Origin of the sequence: Actinomyces sp. 2119 (genome assembly GCF_003591215.1) — a bacterium.
Classification (GTDB): Bacteria; Actinomycetota; Actinomycetes; order Actinomycetales; family Actinomycetaceae; genus Actinomyces; species Actinomyces lilanjuaniae.
The window spans coordinates 435770-456698 of sequence record NZ_QYRR01000001.1; the positions used below are offsets into that span (position 1 = coordinate 435770).

Sequence of the window (20929 nt, forward strand, 5' to 3'; positions counted from 1 at the left end):
CCGGGGCAGGTACAGGCCTGATCACGCCAGGTCGCGCCTGACCACGTCGTCCTCGCCCACCTCTCGCCGTCCGTAGGGTCTAGGCTCCCGCGAGCCACACCCCCCCGTCCGCGTAGACGACCTGGCCGGTGGTGGCGGGCAGCCACCCGGACAGGAGAGCAACGGCTGTGCGAGCCACCGGGTCGGCGTCGTCAGGGTCCCAGCCCAGCGGGGCCCTCTGCGTCCAGCGGGAGGCGATCCCCTCAAAACTGGGCACGGCCGAGGCCGCCGGGGTGCGCAGGGGGCCGGCGCTCAGGGCGTTGACACGCACACCAGCGCCTCCGAGCTCGACGGCCAGGGTACGCACGCTGGCCTCCAGCGCCGCCTTGAGCGGTCCCATCCAGCCGTAGCCCGGATGGACCCGTCCCGAGTCGAAGGTCAGGGCGACAACGGCGCTGCCCGTGCCCAGCAGCGGGCCGAGAGCCCCCACCAGCGCGGGCAAAGAGGCAGTGGTGACCGTGAACGCAGCCTCCAGCGCGGCCGCCCGCCGTCCTGGCAGGCCGGTGCCTGGCGCTGCCGAGGCCTGCCCCAGTGCCTCCGCCCCGGCTGGCTGCCCCGGACCCTCGGCCCCGGAGGCGGAGTCGTCTCCCGCTCCCCGCGCCAGGAGGGAGCCCAGCAGGGAGGCGTCAGCATGGGCGAGGCAGTGGACCAGGCCGTCCAGATGACTCACTCCCAGCTCCCCCAGCAGGGAGGCCAGCCGCGTCACAGAGCCTGCCGTGGCCACGTCCAGAGGCAGCACGGGGTCGTGCAGCCCCAGCCTCCGGGCGAGAGCCTGCGTGGCCCCTATGGTGCGCGGCACCCCGGTGAGAAGGACCCGTGCCCCCTGGTCGGCCGCCACCGCCGCGACCGCCGTCGCGATCGAGGAGGGACGCAGGACCCCGGTGACCAGGACCGTGCGGTCCCTGAGCAGCCCTACGGTCTCCTGGGACCGGGGGACGGGGCCACGCTGCCGGGGCCGCTCGGGGTCCGTATCCCCCTGGGACATGTCCCCCCGGGGCTCGGGAGTCTCAGACACACGGTGATATTAGCGCACCAGGTACCCGCACCTGCCATATCTGCCTTGTACCGATCGCGCCCCAGCCGTGCCTCGACCGTGCACCAACTGTGCACCAGCCTTGTGCCAGCATGGTGGTATGAGTGTTGTCGAGCATGCTGAGGCTGAACGCTGCGCTGCGCCACCGGGGTCTCCCCGTAGGGTTGCTCCCCTGGTCATCGGGCCGTTGACTGTGACTACGCCGGTGGAACTGGCACCGATGGCAGGAGTTACCAACGCCTCCTTCCGCAGGCTGTGCCGCCAGCGGGCGGAGAGCGCCCTGCCAGCCAGCCTGAGGCCGCTCAGCCCGGGACCCCTCCCTGGCGGCAGCGGGCTGAGCGCACCCGCAGGCCTCTACGTCACCGAGATGGTGACCTCACGGGCGCTGGTGGAGCGCAGTGAGCGGACACTGGCGATGGTACGCACCGACCCTGCCGAGCGGGTCCGTTCCGTCCAGCTCTACGGCGTCGACCCGACGACGGTCGCAGCCGCGGTGCGCATCCTGGTCGAGGAGGACCTGGCTGACCACATCGACCTGAACTTCGGCTGCCCGGTGCCGAAGGTGACACGCAAGGGCGGAGGGGCGGCCCTGCCGTGGAAGCGCGACCTCCTGGCAGCGATCCTCACCGAGGCGGTGCGCTCCTGCGAGACAGCCGTGGCGGCGTCGCGGCGGCCGCAGGAGGTGCCGGTGACGATCAAGATGCGCCTGGGGATCGACGACTCCCACGAGACGTTCCTGGACGCAGCCCGCTTGGCGCGTAAGGCAGGCGTAGCCGCAATCGCCCTGCACGCCCGCACCGCTCGCCAGCACTACTCCGGGCAGGCGCGCTGGGAGCAGGTCGCCCGGCTCAAGGACAGCACCACCCTGCCTGTCCTGGGCAACGGTGACGTCTGGAGCGGGGACGACGCCCTGCGCATGATGGATCAGACGGGATGCGACGGCGTCGTCGTGGGGCGAGGGTGCCAGGGGCGTCCCTGGCTCCTGGCCGATATCGTGGCAGCTATGCACGGTCTCCAGGAACGGGCCCGCCCCGACCTGGACGAGGTCGTGGCAGTCATTCGCCAGCATGCCCGCCTGCTCGCCCAGGAGATGGGCGAGGACCGCGGAGTGCGCGACCTGCGCAAGCACCTGGGCTGGTACCTCCGGGGCTACCCTGTGGGCGGGGCAGCCCGCGCCAGTCTCACCCAGGTGCGCAGCCTGGAAGGGCTCGACTCGGCGCTGGAGGACATGCGCTCCCGCCTTCCGGCCTCGGTCCCCTACCCCGGTGCCGCTGCGGAAGGCCCCCGGGGCCGGGCAGGCAGTCCCAGGACCCCGCACCTGCCCCAGGGGTGGCTGGACTCCCCCACCCTGGACAAGGCCCAGCAACGCATGCTCGCCGAGGCCGAGTCCGACGCCTCCGGCGGCTGAGACAGCAGCTGCTCCCCGAGGACCTGGCGGACCGGACAGGAGGTCAGGAAGAACCTCAGACCGAGCCCTGGGAAGAGCCTGAGGAAGAGCTTGAGGAAGAGCTTGAGGAAGACTGAGGCACCGGGGTGGTACGGCACAGGAAGGCGGCGATCGCCGTGGTCGCCGGGATGGCCAGGACCAGACCGATGGAGGACACCAGGGTGCGTACCACCTCCTCGGCGATCTCCCCGGACAGGACGGTGCTCGCGACGGACCGGTCGATGAGCGCGGCGGTCAGGATGAGAGGCAGGGCGGTGCCGGCGTAGGCGAAGGCCAGGGTATAGACCGTCGAGGCGATGTGGTCCCTACCGATGCTCATCCCACCCGTGAACAGGCGGGTCCGGGACAGGGACGGGTTGGCGGCGTGAAGCTCCCAGACTGCCGAGGCCTGGGTGATGGTGACGTCGTTGAGGACTCCCAGGGCCGCCACGACCATGCCGCAGGTCAGCAGCGCCTGCAGGTTGACGCCCTCCACCAGGGAGGTCAGCACGGCGGCCGTCTCGTCCACGCTCCCGGTGAGGTTGGCCGCCCGGGTCCCCCACAGGGACAGCAGCACTGTCAGGAGGACTCCCGCCACGGTGCCTAGCAGAGCCGTCGTGGTGCGCACGCTCACCCCGTGGGCCACGTACACCGCGGCGAGCATCATCGCCATGGAACCCACCAGCGTGACGGCCAGGGGGGAGGACCCCGCCAGGAGGGCGGGGATCATAAAGAAGACGAGCACCACCGTGGCGACAACCAGGCCCAGGACGCTCAACGCGCCCTTGCGTCCCGCCACCGCTACCACCAGCACCAGGTAGACGACGGCCAGGGCCGCCACCGGGACCCCGCGCCCGTAGTCCACGAATACGTAGGGCGTCCCCATGGACACCGCCTCAGGTGCGTACATGACCTGGAGCTCGTCGCCGACATCCGCCACGCCGAGGGACTCGGCAGGAATGTGGACCGGCATCGTCAGCCCCTCACCGTCGCCGGAGGTGATCTCCGCGCAGACGGCGTTGTCCAGGAAGGAGCCGTCGCTGACCCCCTCCAGGGCCTCCGCGGCGTCCTGGCAGTCCTCGACGTCCAGGGAGGTGACGGTGGCCGTCTCCATCGAGCTCCCCTCCACCGCAAAGGGTTGGGAACCGACCAGGGAGCTGTCACCTGGCCACAGCACCACCAGCCCGACAAGGGTCGCCACGACCAGCGGGACCACAAGTGCGCTCAGGATGGCACGCACCGTCCTGGCCTCAGAGCCGCTCAGGGCCGGGACCGCCGTGTGTGCGTGGGCGTGTCCCTCCTCTCCCGGGCGGTCTGGGAGCGGGCTCGTGCCGACGTGGTGGCCAGGGTCCGGGCTGCCGGGGGCGTGGGAGGGGGTCTCGGTACTCACTGGCCCATCATGCACACGGGCACCATCCACCGTGCGAGTGCGGGGTGCCTCATACGACCGCCCCGTACTCTGACGGCGTACCCCGTAGTCTCACAGCGGTGATGAGGACGGATCGACAGGTCTCACTGGGCCACGGCCAGCTGGCCAGGCCCGGCCGGCCTAGCAGCCCACGAGCCGCTCGGCGAGGTAGCGCTCAACACCTTCCACCGCAACGCGCTCCTGGGCCATGGTGTCGCGCTGCCGCACGGTGACAGCACCGTCCTGGGGAGAGTCGAAATCATAGGTGAGGCAGAAAGGCGTGCCCACCTCGTCCTGGCGGCGGTAGCGGCGGCCGACCGCCCCGGCCTCGTCGTACTCGACGTTCCAGGAGCGACGCAGGCGCGCGGCCAGCTCGCGCGCGGGCCCGGTCAGCTCCTCCTTGCGCGACAGCGGCAGCACAGCTGCCTTGACCGGTGCGATACGGGGGTCGAGCCGCAGCACGACCCGCCTGTCCACACCTCCCTTGGTGTTGGGGGCCTCGTCCTCGGTGTAGGCCTCGACCAGGAAGGCCATGAGGGAGCGGGTCAGCCCAGCGGCGGGCTCAATGACGTAGGGGGTCCAGCGCTCCCCCCGGGTCTGGTCGTAGTAGGACAGGTCCTTACCGGAGTGCTCGGCGTGGGTGGACAGGTCGAAGTCGGTACGGTTGGCCACGCCCTCCAGCTCACCCCACTCGCTCCCGGCGAAGCCGAAGCGGTACTCCAGGTCCACGGTGCGCTTGGAGTAGTGGGACAGCTTCTCCTGAGGGTGCTCGTAGAGGCGGATGTTGTCCGGGTCGATCCCCAGGTCCACGTACCAGGCCTTGCGGTGGTCGATCCAGTACTGGTGCCACTCCTCGTCGGTTCCCGGCTCGCAGAAGAACTCCATCTCCATCTGCTCGAACTCACGCGTGCGGAAGATGAAGTTGCCGGGGGTGATCTCGTTGCGGAAGGACTTGCCGACCTGGGCGATGCCGAAAGGAGGCTTCCTGCGCGCCGCCCCCATGACGTTGGTGAAGTTGACAAAGATGCCCTGGGCCGTCTCCGGGCGCAGGTAGTGCAGGCCTGACTCGTCGTCCACGGGTCCCAGGTAGGTCTTAAGCAGGCCGGAGAAGGCCTTGGGCTCAGTGAATCGGCCCCGTGTCCCGCAGTTGGGGCAGACCAGCTGGTCCAGCGCGACGTCGGCGGCGTCCTCTACGCCGTGCCTGGAGGCGTAGGCCTCCTGGAGCTCGTCCTGGCGCAGGCGCTTGTGACAGCTGGTGCACTCGATAAGCGGGTCGGTGAAGGCCTGGACGTGGCCGGAGGCGACCCACACCTCACGCGGCAGGATGACAGAGGAGTCCAGGCCCACGACGTCGTCGCGGGATCGGACCATGTACTGCCACCACTGGCGCTTGATGTTCTCCTTGAGCTCCACGCCCAGCGGCCCATAGTCCCAGGCAGAGCGGGTACCGCCGTAGATCTCGCCGCAGGGGAAGACGAAGCCGCGACGCTTGGCGAGGTTGATGACGGCGTCAAGCCGTGAGGGGGTCTGTGCCACCGGTACTCTCCTAGGGAGTTGTCATCTGTCGTGGTCCCACCTGGTTGGCGGGGGCGAGTGGGGACAGTCTAGAGGTCCCGGTCCCACTGACCGACTACCTGGTCACTGCCTGGTTCACTGCCTGGTTCACTGACCGGCTGCCTGGTTTGACGCGTCCACGGCACATGATGAAAATGATTCCCATGAAGTCTCAGACCGAGCCTGCCTCCCCGGCCTCACGTACCCTGCGCGACGACGCGCACGCACCCGCCAGTATCCAGGACAGACACCTGTCGGCAGCACGCCGCTCACGCCCTGCCGCCCACCGCCTAGGTGCGGGCACCGCCGCGCTCGTCCTGGCCGCAGGCCTGTCGTCCTGCTCCGCCCTCAGCGGCGAGGACACCAGCGCCTCCCAGACTGCCGCAGGCAGCTCGGACACCGACGCCACCCTGGCCGTGTCTACCTCCTTTTACCCTATCGCCTACCTGGCGACAGCAGTGGGCGGGGAGCACGTGACGGTCACGTCGGTGACTCCCACCAGTGTCGAGCCGCACGACTACGAGCTTTCCCCCAAGGACGTCACCGCCCTGGAGGCCGCTGACGTCATCGCCTACGTCCCAGGCTTCCAGCCCTCACTGGACGAGGCTGTCTCCCAGGTCTCCGGGCCGACCGTCCTGGACCTGGGCGAAGCTGCGAACCTGGTCCACCACGAGGGAGCCGGGCACGACCACGAGGCCGAGGAGGCCGACGGCCACGACGCCGACGAGCACGACGCCGACGAGCACGACCACGCCACTGGTGAGGACGGGGAGACCGACCCTCACTTCTGGCTCGACCCGCAGCGCATGGTTGCTACCGCAGGAGCCGTCCAGGAGGCGCTGGCAACCGCGGACCCGGACCACGCGGGCGACTACGAGGACAACCTGGAGACCCTCACGATCACGCTGACAGACCTGGACACCAGCTACACCGAGGGACTCGACCAGTGTGAGCGCACCACCTTCGTCACCTCCCACGCCGCCTTCGGCTACCTGGCTGACCGCTACGACCTCACCCAGGCCTCCGTGTCCGGGCTGGACCCCGAGGCCGAGCCCAGCCCCGCCGAGCTGGCGGAGATCAAGGAGGTCGTCGAGGAGACCGGGACCACGACCATCTTCACCGAGGAGCTGGTCTCCACCAGGACAGCCGAGGCGCTGGCCAGCGAGACCGGTACCACGACCGCCGTCCTCAGCCCTGTCGAGTCCGCACCCGCCGACGGCGACTATGTTGACGTCATGAGCACTAACCTGGAGGCGCTGCGCTCCGGACTGTCCTGTCAGTAAGTGCGTGGTACCAGCATGAGAGCCGCCATGCCGACCAGGACCGGTGAGGACAAGGGGACCAGCGCCAGGACCGCCGACAATGCTGGCGCCAGCGCCGGTCAGGCAGCCCGAGCGTCAGCACACCGACGACACGCGCACTCTTCCCCGCTAGACGCGTCGCCGGACCCGGTGCGCGTGAGCCGGGTTAGCGTGGTGCTGGGCTCGGCTGTCGTCCTGGACGACGTCAGTCTCACCGTCTCTCCCGGGGAGTCGGTGGCCCTGCTGGGCTCCAACGGCTCGGGCAAGTCGACCCTGGTCAGGACGGTCCTGGGCCTGGTACCCGCGGCCAGCGGGACCGTGCAGCTCATGGGGGCCGACGTCTCCCGGCGCAGCCGGGTGCCGTGGGACCGCGTAGGCTACGTCCCCCAGCGGGTCACGACCTCTGCCGGGGTTCCCGCCACCGCGCTGGAGGTAGTGGGCTCGGGCCTGCTGGGACCACGCCACCCTTGGCGCGACCGGGGCAGACGCGCCCGGCAGCGTGCCATGGACGCCCTGGAGGTCGTCGGCCTGGCCGACCGAGCCAGGGACCCCGTCCACGTCCTCTCCGGAGGCCAGGCCCAGCGAGTCCTTATCGCCCGCGCCCTGGTCCGCGATCCCGACCTGCTCGTCCTCGACGAGCCCCTGGCCGGAATCGACCGGGCCAGCCGCGAGTCCCTGGCGAGCACCCTCGCCACCTTGCACCAAGGTGGCCTGACCCTGGTCACCGTCCTGCACGAGACGGGCGAGCTCACTGACATCATCGGGCGCAGGGTGCTCCTGTCCGACGGCCGGGTCGTGCCCGGCAGCGACCCGCAGGAGCGACCATGACGACCTCGGTGACCTCCCCAGGGCTCTCCGCGGACCTTCTGTCCTCACTGCCCCACACACCGCTCCAGACACTGAGCCAGATGCTGGCCAGCCCGCTCATGCAGAGGGCGCTTGTCGTCGCGGTGCTGGTGGGCCTGGCCGCGCCGGTGGTGGGAACCTACCTGGTCCAGCGGGGCCTAGCCCTCCTGGGTGACGGCATCGGCCACATCGCCCTGACAGGGATCGCTCTGGGCTGGCTGGCCGGTGCCGCAGCCAACGTCTCCCCCCACGACACCCTGGCCGTGCCCGGGGCTATCCTGGCCAGCGTGCTGGGAGCCGTCCTCATCGAGGTCATACGGGCACGAGGCCGCACCCGGGGGGACGTCGCTCTAGCCATCCTCTTCTACGGTGGCATCGCTGGCGGCGTCGTCCTCATCGCACTCGCCGGGGGGACCACGACCAACCTCAGCTCCTACCTGTTCGGCTCCATCTCCACGGTCTCGGTGACGGACACCTGGTTCACCATCGTGCTGGCTCTCGGCGTCCTGCTCGTGGGCCTGGGGCTGCGCGGCCCGCTGTTCGCCCTGTGCCACGACGAGGAGCTGGCCAGGGCGTGCGGGCTGCCCACCGGCACGCTCAGCATCATCATCGCCGTGGTCGCCGCCCTGACGGTGTCGGTGTCCATGCGGGTCGTCGGCGCCCTTATGGTCTCTGCCGTCATGATCGTGCCCGTCGCTGTCGCCCAGCTGGTCTGCACCTCCTTCACCCGCACAATGCACCTGGCGATGGCGCTGGGAGTGGCAGCCTGCGTCACCGGGCTGACCATCACCTACGTCCTCCCCCTGTCCCCCGGTGCCGTCATCGTCATCCTCCTCGTGGGGGCCTACGGGACAGTCGCGGTCCTGAGCGGAGCGGTACGCTTCGCCCACCGGGCGCACAGGGCCCGACGTCGTCAGGAGGTCCTGCGATGAGCCAGAAGAGCGCTCCTCGTCCACGTGCCACCCGCCAGCGCGCAGCGGTGGCTGACATCCTGAAGCGCACCAGCGAGTTCCGCTCCGCCCAGCAGATCCACTCCGCCCTGGAGGCTGAGGGCACCAAGGTGGGGCTGGCGACCGTCTACCGCAACCTTCAGGCCCTGGCTGACTCCGGCCAGGTGGACCAGCTGCGCGGCACCGAGGGTGAGGTGCTCTACCGCGCCTGCGAGAGGGTCGAGCACCACCACCACATCGTGTGCCGACGATGCGGCTTCACCGTAGAGGTGGCCGGTGGCGAGCTGGAGACCTGGATCAGGCGGGTCCCAGCCCAGCATGGCTTCACCGCCATGGAGCACACTGCGGAGTTCTTCGGCCTGTGCGCGGACTGCTCCGCAGACGGTGACGAGGGCAAGGCCCGGGAGGAGGCCTAGACGTCAGCCTCTGCTTCCTCAACTGGCGCTGCCGTCTCCTCCAGCTTGTCCCCTACCTTGTCAACGGCACCGCCATAACGCCGTTCACGGCTGCCGTAGGACTCGCAGGCCCGCCACAGCTCGCGCCGGTCGAAGTCCGGCCAGGCCAGGTCCGTGAAGTACAGCTCCGCGTAGGCCGAGGACCACATGAGGAAGTTAGAGGTCCGCTGCTCCCCGCTGGTGCGGATGAACAGGTCCACGTCCCGCATGGTGGGGGCGTACAGGTGACGCTGAATCGTCCTCTCAGTGATCGCCGAGGCCTTGAGGCGGCCTGCCGCCACCTCCTGGCTGATGGCGCGGGCCGCGTCGGCGATCTCGGCACGTCCTCCGTAGTTGATGCACAGGTTGAGGGTCAGTGTCGTGTTGCCTGCGGTCAGCCGCTCAGCGGCCCGCAGCTCGGAGAGCACCGACTTCCACAGGCGTGGGGCCCGCCCCACCCAGCGCACGCGCACTCCCCAGGAGTTGAGCAGGTCGCGCTGGCCACGCAGCACGGTACGGGCGAACCCCATAAGGAAGCGCACCTCGGCCGGGGAGCGCCTCCAGTTCTCGGTGGAGAAGGCGTAGGCGCTGAGCTCGTTGATCCCCAGCTCGACGGCGCCGGCGACAACCTCCAGGAGGTTGGCCTCCCCCACCTTGTGGCCCTCAATGCGAGGCAGGTCACGGGCGTTGGCCCAGCGCCCGTTGCCGTCCATGACGATCGCCACGTGCCCGGGCAGCCTGTCAGGAGCCAGAGAAGGGGGCTCCAGACCGGGGCGGTGCAGCGGGGCCGCCTGCATGATGTCTGACTTCAGCAGCGGCTCGCCGCGCGACGCGGCGGCCTTGAGCCGGTCAAGACCCGACTGGGCCACGGCACCGTCCTCAGGGCCGACGCCGCTGCCCGGCTCGGTCTCTGTACCTCCGGCCCCTGCGTGGCCTGTCCCCGCCTCAGCGGTGTGCCCAGGTGCCACAGTCATCCCCTTTCTACCAGCGCCAGGGAGCGCAGGCGACGTTCCAGGTGCCACGTGGTATAGGCCGAGACCAGGCCGGAGGCCTGTGAGCGCTGCCTGGGTGCCGAGGCGTCCGCGACCGGCCAGTCCCCCGACAGCAGCGCACCTAGCAGCACCATCGTACCCGGCTCGACCTCCACTGCTCCCGCGCTGCGGCAGGACTCGCACACGGCGCCCCCTGTCTGGACGTGGAAGAACCGGTGGGGGCCGGGCGCCGCGCACACGGCGCAGTCGTAGCAGGACGGTGCCCAGCCCCCCAGGGCCAGGCAGCGCAGCAGGTAGGAGTCCAGGACCAGGCCGGGGGCGTGCCTGCGCCGGGACATGGCCGCCAGGGCGCCAGCCAGCAGCAGGTACTGCTGGGGGCTGGCCTCCGTCCCCAGGTCGCCGTCGTCAGTGCTGAGACGCTCAGCAGCCTCCACCATGGTGGTGGCGCAGGTGAACATCATGTAGTCAGCGGCGATGGCACGGCTGAAGGGGTCGATGGTCTCCACCTGGGTGACGACGTCGAGGCTGCGCCCGGCGTGGAGCTGGACGTCAACCATAGAGAAGGGTTCCAGACGTGCCCCGAAGCGCGAGGAGGAGCGACGCACCCCCTTGGCCACGGCGCGGACCTGCCCGTGGTGGCGGGTGAGCAGGACGACGATGCGGTCGGCCTCCCCCAGCCTGTGGGTGCGCAGCACCACGGCCTCGTCCCGGTAGAGCCTGCGTGTCACCGCCCTAGTGTGCCACGGCGCGGCGCACCGCCACGCGTCCCGGCTCCGGGTCCCGCAGCAGCGCCTTGGGCCCGGGGCACAGCTCAGCGCAGCGCCCGATTGAGGGCGGAGATAACGGCCTTGAAGGAAGAGGTCGTGATGGAGGGGTCGATCCCCACCCCCCACAGGACCTGGCCCTCCACCTCGCACTCCACGTAGGAGGCTGCCTGGGCGTCGCGGCCTCCTGACAGGGCGTGCTCAACGTAGTCGAGGATACGCACCTGGATGCCCGTGCTCTCCAGGGCCGCCACGAACGCGTCCAGGGGGCCGTTGCCCTCGGCCGACAGCAGCCTGCGCTGGCCGTTGTCGGTGACCGTGACAGTGAGCACCGAGCGCTCCCCCTCCCCGGCGGAGGTCAGGGTGGCACCGTCCAGGGCGTAGCGTCCCCAGGGCTCTAGATCCTCCAGGCCGTCCCGGTTGGGCACGGCCGCGGCGGGCAGGTACTCGTCAGCGAAGATCCGCCACAGGCTGGTGGCGTCGACCTCCCCGCCGTAGGTATCCGTGTGGCGCTGGACGATACGGGAGAACTCGATCTGGAGACGGCGGGGCAGGTCCAGCCTCTGGGTCGCCCCCAGCAGGTAGGCCACCCCGCCCTTGCCGGACTGGGAGTTGACCCGCACCACCGCCTCGTAGGAGCGGCCTACGTCGTGGGGGTCGATCGGTAGGTAGGGCATCTGCCAGGGCACAGCCACCTCGGCCTCGTCCTGGCCCATGCCCTCCTCAACCCTGGCCTGGACCTGGGCAGCCCTGGCGGCGAAGCCCTTCTTGATGGCGTCCTGGTGAGAGCCGGAGAAGGAGGTGTAGACCAGCTCGCCGACGTAGGGAGTGCGCGGCGGCACGTTCATCTGCGTCGCCTTCTCCACGGTGCGACGGACCTCGTCGATGCGTGAGAGGTCGAGCATAGGGTCCACGCCCTGACTGAACAGGTTGAGGGCCAGGGTCACCAGGTCGACGTTGCCGGTGCGCTCCCCGTGGCCAAACAGGCAGCCTTCCACCCGGTCCGCCCCGGCCAGCACCCCGAGCTCGGCTGCGGCCACGCCCGAGCCCCGGTCGTTGTGGTTGTGGACGGACAGGCACACGTGCTCACGATGGCTGAGGTTCCTGCTGACCCACTCGATCTGGTCGGCGTAGACGTTGGGCGTGGCCCGCTCCACGGTGGCGGGCAGGTTGAGGATGATCTCGCGGTCCTCGGCGGGCTCCCACACGCCCATGACGGCCTCGCAGACCTCCAGGGCGAACTCCCGCTCGGCGTCCATGAAGATCTCCGGGGAGTACTCGTAGCCGAATATAGTGTCCTCACCGAGGACCTTCTCCGCCCGGGCCATGACCTGGCGGGTGCCGTCCACGGCCAGGTCACGGACCTCCTCGCGCCCCATGCGGAAGACCACGTCGCGGAACAGCGGGGAGATCGCGTTGTAGAGGTGGACAGTGGCCCGGGGCATGCCCACGCAGGCATCCAGTGTCCGGTCGATGAGGTCGCCGCGGGACTGGGTGAGCACGGAGATGGTGACATCGTCGGGGATGGCGCCGTCGGCCACCAGGGAGCGCACGAAGTCGTAGTCGGTCTGGGAGGCGGCGGGGAAGCCCACCTCGATCTCCTTGAAGCCCATCTGGACCAGCAGGTCAAAAACGGCCCGCTTGGCCTCGGGCCCCATGGGCTCGATGAGGGACTGGTTACCGTCGCGCAGGTCGGTGGACAGCCAGCGAGGCGCGGAGGTGATACGCCGGGAGGGCCAGGTTCGGTCCGGCAGGTCGGTGGCGACCGTGTCGAGAAAGGGGCGGTACTTGACGTAGGGCATGCCGGAAGGCTGCTGAGGTGCGGGACGCGCGGTGCGCATAGTCATCTCCTGGAGTGGTCCTGGGGTCCTGAGGGCTGACGACGCCGGTCATCGGACCGTGGCGGTCGCGGCCGGGCGCACGGTGCCAGCCGCGGTCGGGGTGCCGGCCTGGTCAGGCCCCGCCGCGGCGACTAAGCAGCAGGCTCACTCGGAGCCACGAGGTCGCACGCACGGGAGACAACCTACCGCGAATCGGACCGCGTGTCAGGCAGGGGCGTGGCGGGCAGAGTGGCCTGGACAGAGTGGCCTGGGCATGGTGGCCTGCGCAGGGTCCCCCTGGGTACTCGTCCGCCCTGGCCCGTGCAGGCCGCGGCGTCGCAGCAGCGGCACGGGCAACGCCCATGCCCGAGGCTGCCCTGTCGGGCCGCCGTGACCGCACCTCGGTGGCCCACGCGCCCAGAGGGTCCTGGCGACAAAACTGAGCCTGAGCGGCCTCCAGGCGGCACAGGCAGCAGCTACCCGGGGCCTGCGTCCCCGTGTCCCACGTCGAGTCTGCTAGTAGGTTACTGGTTAGCTTCGTCGTCATCCTAGGGTTAGGACCATGAGCACCTCAGACAGCACCGGGGCACAGGGTCGCAGCCCGTTGACACGGCCGGGCTTTATCGCCGCCACCGCGCTCGTGGTCGTGATCGCCGTGGTGGCCGCCGCCCTCGCGCTGGCCAACACCATGAGCAGCAGAGACGGCAGGCAGGACACGGCCGTAGCCGGGGAGTCAGCCTCCACCGAGGCTACCGGCCCAGTAGAGATACCACCCCCCTCAACGGCCGGACCGGACCACGACGGCACCCAGAGCGTGTGCGGCCTTGAGGGGGAGGTCCTTGGCACCGCCGACCTGGTCGAGGCCCCCGACGTCGACAGCTGGGACTACCAGGGAACCACGGCCTACCCCGTCTCCGCCGAGTACGGGCCGGGGGCCACCGCCGACGCCGGCTACCGCTACTGCTTCCAGCACTCCCCCGAGGGGGCGCTCTACGCAGCCGCCAACGCCGTCGTCCAGGCGACCGAGGCCGACGAGGAGAAGATCGAGTCCTGGCTCACCTACTTCATCGCCGACACCCCTGAGCGCGACGAGTTCATCTCACAGGCACAGGCATCGGCCTCCAGCGACTCCAGCGGGACCAGTGACACCTCTGGGACCCGCCTGCAGGTAGCGGGCTTCAACCTCATGTCCTACGACGGGGCGACCGCCAGGATCGACATGGCCGTGACCGGGAGCTCGGGCGGTCAGACGGTGAACCTGTCCGCGGTCTACGAGCTGGTGTGGGAGGAAGGGGACTGGAAGCTCCTCATCACCGACCCGAGCGAGCCGGTCAGCTTTGCCCAGCTCCCCCACGTAGCCGGATACACCGTCTGGAAAGCCTGACAAATGGCAGACGACGGCTGCTCCGGATGGGACATGATTAATCCTGCGTGCTACCTGGACCAGGGTGTCAAAGCTGTTGTCGGTGACGCGATCGAGAACCTGGCGACTGCTGTGGTGGAGGCCTACGGCAGAGCAGTCGCATCGGAACCTGTCACGGCGGCACGATAGCCAGGGAAGTGGGATGCCAACCGGGTGAAACGCCTCCGTTGTCGTGGCGGTCTGGGTTACGGTTGGGTTATGCGGATGAGCGAGGCTGAGTGGCACGAGGCGTGGTTGCACGCGTCTCCGGAGTGGGTGGACGCACGTATGGAGGAGGCGCTGAGGCTGCGGGGGTGGTCGCCCATGGGTGTGGGTGCCCCGGTGACCCAGGAGCACGTGGGCTACTTCCAGAGCGTGCTTCCGGCCTCGGTGCTGCACCTGTGGGAGAGGTTCGGGTTCGACGGGTTCGGGCAGGGCCGGTGGTGGTTCACTGATCCCTTCCGGTGGGCCCCGGTGGTCCAGGCGTGGCTGGAGGGCACGGAGGTGCCCTTCCCCCACCAGCGGTGGTGGTGCCTGGCCCGCTCCGCGATGGGAGACATGGAGCTGTGGGGGGAGGTCTCCGGCCCCGCCCTGAACGTCACCCCCGCCCTGGGAGTCGTCTACCCCGACTCCGGCAACGCCGGGGACATGGCCGACCCGGTGATGCGTGAGCGCATGGGCGCCACCACCCTGACCCTGCCGTCGGAGGACCTGGACGACGACACCGGGACCCCAGTGGACGACTGGGCCATCGAGCACCTGGGGGTGCTGTCTGCTGACCAGGTCTACGGGCTGACCCCGGCCTACTGCCTCACCGGGAGGGTCAGCCTGGACCAGGTCGGCATTGAGGACGCCACCGCGCACCTTACTTTTCTGGCCCAGGCCCAGGAGCACGTCCTGTGGGAGGACTTCTCCGCCGCAGCCGCCCAGGCAGCCGCCAGCATCGCCGCAGGCGCTGACCCCAGCCGGGACGGCGGGCCAGGCGGTGCTGGTGGCCCCGGCGACGACAGCGACGAGGGCGCCGGTGGTCCCCACGGACCGAGGACGGGGTCCTGATGGCCGGGCGTCGGCGGGGTCGGCCCCGCTGGCTCGGCCACGGGGGCGGGGGCACCGCCCTGGTGGCTGGGGACATGTTCACCCCAGGGCGGGCTGGTGGGCAGGGCGTGCTGGTGTGGGAGGGGGCTGCTGCGGCGCCTGCCAGCCCGCTGGCGTGGCACTCCGCGGTGCCGGTGGAGGTGTTCTTCCACACCGGCCACCACGACTCCACCCGGGTCCTGGCACCTGAGTTCACCCGCCAGCTGGACCGACAGCTCAGCGCCCTGTCCCTGCTCAGCGCTGAGCGGCTGCTGGAGGGCATCCGCACCTACAGGGCACAGGGACGCCAACCCAACCCCAGCAGCACCAAGCCTGCCCGTAAGAAGTTCATGAGGAAGGTCGTGCGTGACCTGACTCGTGTGCACCAGTTCTCCGAGGAGCGTGCACTGGCGGAGACAGCCAGGATCGACCGGGCGCTGGTGGTGCTCCACGAGCCCGACCAGCTCCTGGCGGGGCCAGGCGACCCCGCCGCCGCCGGGGGCTGGCCCTCCCTGGGCCACGGAGCGGTCAACTCCTCCGTCGGGGGCCAGAACAAGCCCATGGTGGCAGTCCTGGAGCAGGCCGCCCTGGCCGTCCCGGCCGACCGGAGGCCGCACGTGCGCCTGCTGGTGCGCGCGGTGCTGACAGACTCCCCCACCCTGGCCCAGGACCTGCGACACGGGCGCACCCACCTGGAGCCGCGCACCCAGGCCCAGGTGAGCGCCACCAGCCCCCGGGGGCCGCCGTGGACCCCCACCCACCTCGCCTCCACCATCGCCACCGGCCACACCCCCTGGCACCCACCCACCCGGGCACAGGAGCCCGCGCCCTCGGCCACGACCCGGCCCGGGGCCGGGCAGCCCCACCAGCCGGGCCAGCCCACCACCAGCCAGCCGTCGCCGGGGCCACCCCGGCCAGGCCCCACCCGCACCAGCGCCACCACGCCCCGGCCGCCCCAGGCGGACAGGCCGGGCCAGCCGGGCCACAACATCACCCGCGAGGAGGTCCTGGCCGACATCACGTCCCACGTGGTCCAAGCGGCCCGCCAGGGCAACCAGCCCCGGACCGCACGCGAGGCACCCACCGGGACCGACCCCGCCCACACCGTCAGCCTGCGCGAGGCCTCCTTCCCCCACCCGCCCACCGCCGCCGTACGCACGCCACCAGCACAGCCCCAGCCCCAGGCAGGCCCCACCACAGGCGAGCCACCCCGGACGGACAGACCACCGCACAGGACCACCGCCCACAGACACGACCCCGGTCTACACAGGTGAAGCACAACCACACGACAGCACCCCGAGGAACGGTATTCCGTGACACGCGTGCAGAGTGCCTCTGGTTCTAACAGGTTCTTACGGCCCACACTGCGGGCCTATGCAGGCCTACCAGCTACAAGGCAGAACTTGTACACGTAACTCTGCCCCGTATTGCAACTAGCCGCCTCCGTCCTGACAGCAGCCAGAGACTGCTCACAGCCCTCCTGCTACGGCTGCGGCTGCGTGTAGCCAGGCGCGCTGTGTGGTGGGGCGCAGGCTGTCCCACCGCAGAACACCGTCCACGATGGCGGGGTCGTGGGGGATGGTGACGACCTCGCGGGCGAGGTCGCTGTATCCATTGATGACTGCGTTGATGTCGCTCCTGCTGGCACGGGGGTCGGCCTGAGTGACCACGGCAACGGCGTTCTCCGCGAGGCGACGGGAGCGGTCGTCACGACCACGCAGGGCGTCGAGCAGCAGCGCCCCGGCCTCTGCGTGGTCGGCACGGGTGGTGGTGGGCACGACGATCTGGTCGGCGTGCTCCATGACCTGCAGCCACACAGGGTCGGACTCGTCGTTGCCGGTGTCGATGACCACGAGCCGGTAGTACTTGCCGACCACGCTCCAGATGAGGTCGACGTCGCGTGGCGTGACACGCTGGTCAGCCGCGAGCTGGAGAGGCTGGGAGCGCAGGACGTCGTAGCGGTCACCGGTCTGGTGGTGGACGTAGTGGGCCAGGTCGGCCGACTGCGCCCCGGTGCCGAGGAGGCGCTCAGCCTGGGGAAGCAGGTCGAGCACGGTGGCCTCGTGGGGTCCCTGGTCGGTGCGCCAGCCCAGCGTGCCCCGGGTCTGGTTGGCGTCCCAGGCGATGACGCCAGCACCACCGTGACGGGCGAACACGGCGCTGAGCAGCACGGTGGCAGGGGTCTTTCCAGCGCCTCCCTTGCCGTTGACCACGGCGATTGTCCTGGGGCCGGGCCAGTGCTGGGAGACGGCGTGGACGTCGGAGCGCTCGGAGCGCTCGGCCGGGCTGGGGCTCATGCGCACGCCTAGGCGCGAGGCCCGGCCGCGCCAGCCCTGGGTGGCAGGCTGCTCGATCTCGGTAGCCTTGAGGAAGCTGCGTCGCTCCCGGGTCTCACCGTGGTTGGGCAGGGGCGCAGGCGTGTCCTCGTCGGCGGCCTGCCAGGCCCGGGCCTCGGCAGGCATGTCGGCGGGGCCAGGGTCCTGGGAGACGGGCTGGTCTGTCCAGGCGGTCTCGTCGGGCGCAGTCCTGGCGTCGCGGTCCGCAGGCGCAGGGGCCTCGGGAGACAGGCCGCCGACAGGCCCAGGCCCTTCCGGAGAGGAGCGGCCCGCCTCGTGCGCGGAGGAGTCACCAGCCGAGGTCTCGGCAGACGGCCGCCTCTCGGGATCGGGCGCGACGTCGCCGTTGGGGCTGATGATGATGGGCCACGTGCCGGTGGGGTCCCTGGTGAGCGCGTACAGGGGGCGGCCGAGCTGGGCAGCGTGGTGGGCGACCAGCGAGATCACCTGGTTACGGGCGTCGGCAATACTTGGGGCCGAGAGCGTGTGGGACGTACCACCGATGACGACCTGGGAGGTGCCGTCGGGGTTGAGGGTCGCCTCGACCCGGGGCCAGGGTCCGGTAGGGGTGGTAGGCACTGCTCCTCCTTTCAATGCTGTCCTCAGTGCTGTCCGAGGTTGACTCCGACGCCTGCCATGAACTCTGCGGGATCGACGTTCTCGCCGTTGACCAGGACCTCCAGGTGAAGGTGGCATCCGGTGGACTGGCCGCTTGAGCCTTCTTCGGCGATCTGCTGTCCGCCGCTGACTGTGTCTCCGACACTGACGACCATGCCGCTGTCGTACATGTGCAGGTACCTGGTCTGGAGCCCGTCGCCGTGGTCGATGGTGATGTATCCGTTGCCTCCTGAGTCAAAGCCTCGGGCGGTGACTACCCCGTCGTTTGCCGCCCAGATCGGTGCTCCGCATCCTGCGGCGAGATCGACGCCGTAGTGGAAGGCGCTGGTCCCGCGGACGGGGTGGGTGCGCCACCCGTAGGGGCTGGTGAGCGCTCCGGTGCTGGGAAGCGCCCAGCCGTCGGCGTTGACTCGGCCTGGGGCCGTTGTCTGGGGTGAGCAGGCTTTGGTGCCACCGTCTGGGCTGAGCCCGGTGTCGGTGCCGGAGAGGGCCTCGACGACAGCCACCGCGGCGCTCCAGTACCTGGTGTAGTGGTACGGGTCGGCGTTGCGCTGGGTGCGGTGGGCGACGATAGTGGGTTCGAGGGTGTCACGGCCTTCCACGGCCGTCATCGCCTTGAAGAAGTTCGTGGCGGAGGTGTAGGGGTCCATGCGGTCCCGGTACGTTCCCCAGGCGCCATTGTCCCGTTGCTGGAACAGGCCTCGTGAGTCGGGTCCGGCGGCGTCACCGTAGTCGATGACAGTGAGGCCTGACTCGCCCATGGCTGTCATGACGCCGATGGCCTGGTCCCTGGCTGTCAGTCTGAGGTCCTTGCCGGCCTTGACGATGTAGGCGGCGTTGACGAGCTGGTCGTGGCTGTAGTCGGCGATGGTCGTGTCAGGGACGGTATCCGGGTCGATGCTGATGCCTGACGCTGCTGACCCGTCGTCCCCGCACTCCGGTGCCTCGGTCCCGCCGGATCCGCCCAGGAGCAGGAGGCCAAGGAGGAGACCAAGAGGAAGCGCTGGGACCAGGACAGCAGCGATGAGGGCTCCTGACGTGCGGCGCATGCTCAGTGTGCCCCCTCAGGCGGGTCGAGGCGGCTGACGAGCCAGGGGGAGGCCGCGTCTGTCCTGGTCAGGGTGAGGGTGTAGGTGCCGACGTCGGTGGGCACCTCGACCAGCGCCAGGTAGGCGCTGGTGTCGTCGGCCAGTGTCGGGGAGCCCACGACCTGGCGAACCGGGATATTGGACGCAAGGACGTAGGCGTAGTCCTGCTGGGCCTCAGGGGTCAGCATTGGCTCGATGGCTGCCCACCAGGACGCCTGGTCGAGATCGGGGCGCGCGAAGGCCCGCATCGCGGCACCTGCCGCGTCAACGACAGCCGTGCGCGAGGCGTCGTCCCACGCGGCAGGCTCGTGCCTGCCGGGGTCGACGCCGTCATCGGGTACCGCGTCGGCGGGAGCCGGGGACAGGCTGTGAGGGCTGGCCGCCTCGGTCGTCGAGCCCGGCGACGAGGCTGAGGGTGGCGGCTGCTGCTGGCTGCCGCACGCCGTGGCCGAGGTAGTCAGGACAACGGCTGCGGCCGCGGCAACCACTATGCGGCGCACATCACTCCTCATTGGGGGTGTTCCTGCCCTGGCGCAGGGTCTGCTTGAGCTCGTCGCGCACGATGAACCAGGACTTGGCGACCCTGTAGCCGGGGATGGTGCCGTCGGCCAGCCAGCGGTAGACGCCGGCCTTGGTCATGCCCAGGACCGTAGCCACCTCGGGCACGGACAGCACAGGCGGCAGGTCGGCAAAGAGGTCGTCGAGGCCGTCGCGGGTCATAGGTGGCACCGAAGCGATGGTACATGGTTGGCCACACTACATGAGTCCGCACACAGGTGCACGATGTTGACTCCGTCAGTCATGATCCCCTGAATTGACATCCTTTAACAATGATGATTACGATCCGGGCAAGACCACCGTAGAATATCAGGGAGAGAGGTCCTCATGGCCACTGCCGCCAACCCGTGGCTGGCGCCCGAGGAGACCGTGCCCCAGGAGGCCGACCCTGAGCCGGCACCGCCTGCGGCACCGGCACTGACCGGTCCCGCGGCCCCTCAGGCAGGGGTCCCGGCCCCGGCCGAGGACCAGCGGCTTCCTGTCGTCGCCGTCGGGGACGAGGCAAGCCTGTGGGTCGTGGGCGCGCACGGCGGGTCGGCGGAGTCGACCATCGCCGCCCTGTCTGCGTCATGGCGCGCCACAAGCCACAGGTGGCCCGCTCCCGCTACTGGGGCCCCTGCGCGGGCGGTCCTGACGGCGAGGCTGAGCGTGAGCGGCATCCAGGCGGCACAGGCGGCAGCCACCCAGTGGGCCTGCGGCCTCGTTCCCGACGTCGAGCTGCTGGGCCTCGTCCTGGTCGCCGACGAGCCCGGACGGGCTCCCAGGCCCGTGCGGGACCTGGCCCGCGTCGTGGGCGGAGGCGTCCCCAGGACCTGGCAGGTCCCGTGGATCAGGACCTGGAGGCTGGGCGAGCCCCCTGACCTCACAGGCTCCCCGAGCGCCGTGCGCGCGCTCGTCAAGGACCTCGCCGCCCTCAGCGGCGACGACACCACCAACAGAGAGGACCGGGCATGAGCCCCCTTGACATCGACATCATCGAGTCCATCGGCTCCGCAGCAGCAGCGGCCACCAGCCTCGCCCTGGAGGTGCTGCCCCAGGCCGTGCCCGACCCCGACCCGGTCCAGCCTCCTGGGACGTCAGGATTCACCACGATCATGGGCTGGGCGCGCTGGGTCGCCCTGGCCGTGTGCGTCCTGGGCTTGTTCGCCGCTGGCGCACTCATGGCGATCCAGTCCAGACGCGGCGAGGGCGGTGAGCACGTAGGCAGGATCGGCATGGCCCTGGGCGGGGTCATCGTCATCTCTGCCGGCGCGTCCCTGGTCGCCTTCCTCGTCTCCTAGGAGCAG

At 70.1% G+C, this 20929-nt stretch carries 20 protein-coding genes; 10 read left to right on the forward strand and 10 right to left on the reverse strand.

The window, feature by feature from the left end; genetic code table 11:
• Positions 1 to 79 precede the first annotated feature (79 nt).
• A complete protein-coding gene (locus D4740_RS01735) occupies positions 80 to 1054 on the reverse strand; it encodes an SDR family oxidoreductase (RefSeq protein ID WP_259390585.1) in 975 nt (324 codons plus the stop codon).
• Between the two features lie 118 nt (positions 1055 to 1172).
• On the opposite strand from D4740_RS01735, the gene dusB reads away from it, so the two are divergent.
• Positions 1173 to 2480, forward strand: a complete 1308-nt coding sequence (gene dusB, locus D4740_RS01740) for a tRNA dihydrouridine synthase DusB (protein WP_119835189.1) — start codon at positions 1173 to 1175, stop codon at positions 2478 to 2480.
• Positions 2481 to 2535: 55 nt separating this feature from the next.
• Here the strand turns inward: dusB and D4740_RS01745 are convergent, their stop codons facing one another.
• Positions 2536 to 3888 carry a YibE/F family protein gene (locus tag D4740_RS01745; protein ID WP_396027212.1) on the reverse strand — a complete coding sequence of 451 codons (1353 nt, stop codon included), beginning with the start codon at positions 3886 to 3888 and terminating at the stop codon, positions 2536 to 2538.
• 159 nt (positions 3889 to 4047) lie between these two features.
• Positions 4048 to 5442, reverse strand: coding sequence for a glycine--tRNA ligase (locus D4740_RS01750; protein WP_119835190.1), 1395 nt, complete (start codon positions 5440 to 5442; stop codon positions 4048 to 4050).
• A 182-nt stretch (positions 5443 to 5624) separates the two neighbouring features.
• Between D4740_RS01750 and D4740_RS01755 the strand changes: the two genes are divergently transcribed.
• The 4 genes from D4740_RS01755 to D4740_RS01770 all read left to right on the forward strand — a co-directional run bounded on the left by D4740_RS01755 (position 5625) and on the right by D4740_RS01770 (position 8973).
• Positions 5625 to 6743 (forward strand): metal ABC transporter substrate-binding protein, encoded by a 1119-nt coding sequence (locus D4740_RS01755; RefSeq protein WP_119835191.1) that lies wholly within the window; start codon positions 5625 to 5627, stop codon positions 6741 to 6743.
• Positions 6744 to 6758: 15 nt separating this feature from the next.
• Complete coding sequence (locus D4740_RS01760) at positions 6759 to 7589, forward strand: metal ABC transporter ATP-binding protein (RefSeq protein ID WP_259390586.1); 831 nt, start codon at positions 6759 to 6761, stop codon at positions 7587 to 7589.
• A gap of 80 nt (positions 7590 to 7669) precedes the next feature.
• Positions 7670 to 8539: a metal ABC transporter permease gene (locus D4740_RS01765; RefSeq protein ID WP_259390597.1), complete on the forward strand. Its 870-nt coding sequence runs from the start codon at positions 7670 to 7672 to the stop codon at positions 8537 to 8539.
• On the forward strand, positions 8536 to 8973 hold the full coding sequence (locus D4740_RS01770; RefSeq protein ID WP_119835194.1) for a Fur family transcriptional regulator: 438 nt from the start codon (positions 8536 to 8538) through the stop codon (positions 8971 to 8973). The genes D4740_RS01765 and D4740_RS01770 overlap by 4 nt, the downstream gene beginning before the upstream one ends.
• Here D4740_RS01770 and uppS read toward each other — a convergent pair.
• From uppS to leuA, 3 genes are all read right to left on the reverse strand, one after another.
• Positions 8970 to 9788, reverse strand: a complete 819-nt coding sequence (uppS, locus tag D4740_RS01775; RefSeq protein WP_119835267.1) for a polyprenyl diphosphate synthase — start codon at positions 9786 to 9788, stop codon at positions 8970 to 8972. The genes D4740_RS01770 and uppS overlap by 4 nt on opposite strands.
• A 173-nt stretch (positions 9789 to 9961) precedes the next feature.
• Complete coding sequence (gene recO / locus D4740_RS01780; protein WP_119835195.1) at positions 9962 to 10711, reverse strand: DNA repair protein RecO; 750 nt, start codon at positions 10709 to 10711, stop codon at positions 9962 to 9964.
• A gap of 83 nt (positions 10712 to 10794) precedes the next feature.
• Complete coding sequence (gene leuA, locus D4740_RS01785; protein ID WP_119835196.1) at positions 10795 to 12588, reverse strand: 2-isopropylmalate synthase; 1794 nt, start codon at positions 12586 to 12588, stop codon at positions 10795 to 10797.
• A gap of 541 nt (positions 12589 to 13129) precedes the next feature.
• On the opposite strand from leuA, the gene D4740_RS01790 reads away from it, so the two are divergent.
• The 3 genes from D4740_RS01790 to D4740_RS01800 all read left to right on the forward strand — a co-directional run bounded on the left by D4740_RS01790 (position 13130) and on the right by D4740_RS01800 (position 16317).
• Entirely contained in the window at positions 13130 to 13951 is an 822-nt protein-coding gene (locus tag D4740_RS01790) for a hypothetical protein (RefSeq protein WP_119835197.1), read from the forward strand.
• Between the two features lie 237 nt (positions 13952 to 14188).
• On the forward strand, positions 14189 to 15025 hold the full coding sequence (locus D4740_RS01795) for a GAD-like domain-containing protein (protein WP_119835198.1): 837 nt from the start codon (positions 14189 to 14191) through the stop codon (positions 15023 to 15025).
• Positions 15025 to 16317 carry a polymorphic toxin type 15 domain-containing protein gene (locus tag D4740_RS01800; protein WP_119835199.1) on the forward strand — a complete coding sequence of 431 codons (1293 nt, stop codon included), beginning with the start codon at positions 15025 to 15027 and terminating at the stop codon, positions 16315 to 16317. Before D4740_RS01795 ends, D4740_RS01800 begins: the two co-directional genes overlap by 1 nt.
• Positions 16318 to 16512: 195 nt before the next feature.
• Here D4740_RS01800 and D4740_RS01805 read toward each other — a convergent pair whose 3' ends face one another.
• From D4740_RS01805 to D4740_RS01820, 4 genes are read right to left on the reverse strand one after another with little or no spacing between them, the layout of a single operon-like run.
• Entirely contained in the window at positions 16513 to 17958 is a 1446-nt protein-coding gene (locus tag D4740_RS01805) for an AAA family ATPase (protein ID WP_119835200.1), read from the reverse strand.
• A gap of 23 nt (positions 17959 to 17981) precedes the next feature.
• The gene (locus D4740_RS01810; RefSeq protein WP_119835201.1) at positions 17982 to 19046 is read right to left on the reverse strand and encodes a M23 family metallopeptidase; all 1065 of its coding nucleotides are present in this window, start codon (positions 19044 to 19046) and stop codon (positions 17982 to 17984) included.
• A 2-nt stretch (positions 19047 to 19048) separates the two neighbouring features.
• Positions 19049 to 19597, reverse strand: a complete 549-nt coding sequence (locus D4740_RS01815) for a hypothetical protein (RefSeq protein ID WP_147392814.1) — start codon at positions 19595 to 19597, stop codon at positions 19049 to 19051.
• A complete protein-coding gene (locus tag D4740_RS01820) occupies positions 19587 to 19805 on the reverse strand; it encodes a helix-turn-helix domain-containing protein (RefSeq protein WP_119835203.1) in 219 nt (72 codons plus the stop codon). The genes D4740_RS01815 and D4740_RS01820 overlap by 11 nt, the downstream gene beginning before the upstream one ends.
• Before the next feature lie 165 nt (positions 19806 to 19970).
• Between D4740_RS01820 and D4740_RS01825 the strand changes: the two genes are divergently transcribed.
• Together D4740_RS01825 and D4740_RS01830 are read left to right on the forward strand one after the other, a co-directional pair.
• Complete coding sequence (locus D4740_RS01825) at positions 19971 to 20597, forward strand: DUF6668 family protein (RefSeq protein ID WP_119835204.1); 627 nt, start codon at positions 19971 to 19973, stop codon at positions 20595 to 20597.
• Positions 20594 to 20923, forward strand: a complete 330-nt coding sequence (locus D4740_RS01830) for a hypothetical protein (protein ID WP_259390587.1) — start codon at positions 20594 to 20596, stop codon at positions 20921 to 20923. The genes D4740_RS01825 and D4740_RS01830 overlap by 4 nt, the downstream gene beginning before the upstream one ends.
• The last annotated feature ends 6 nt before the right edge of the window (positions 20924 to 20929 follow it).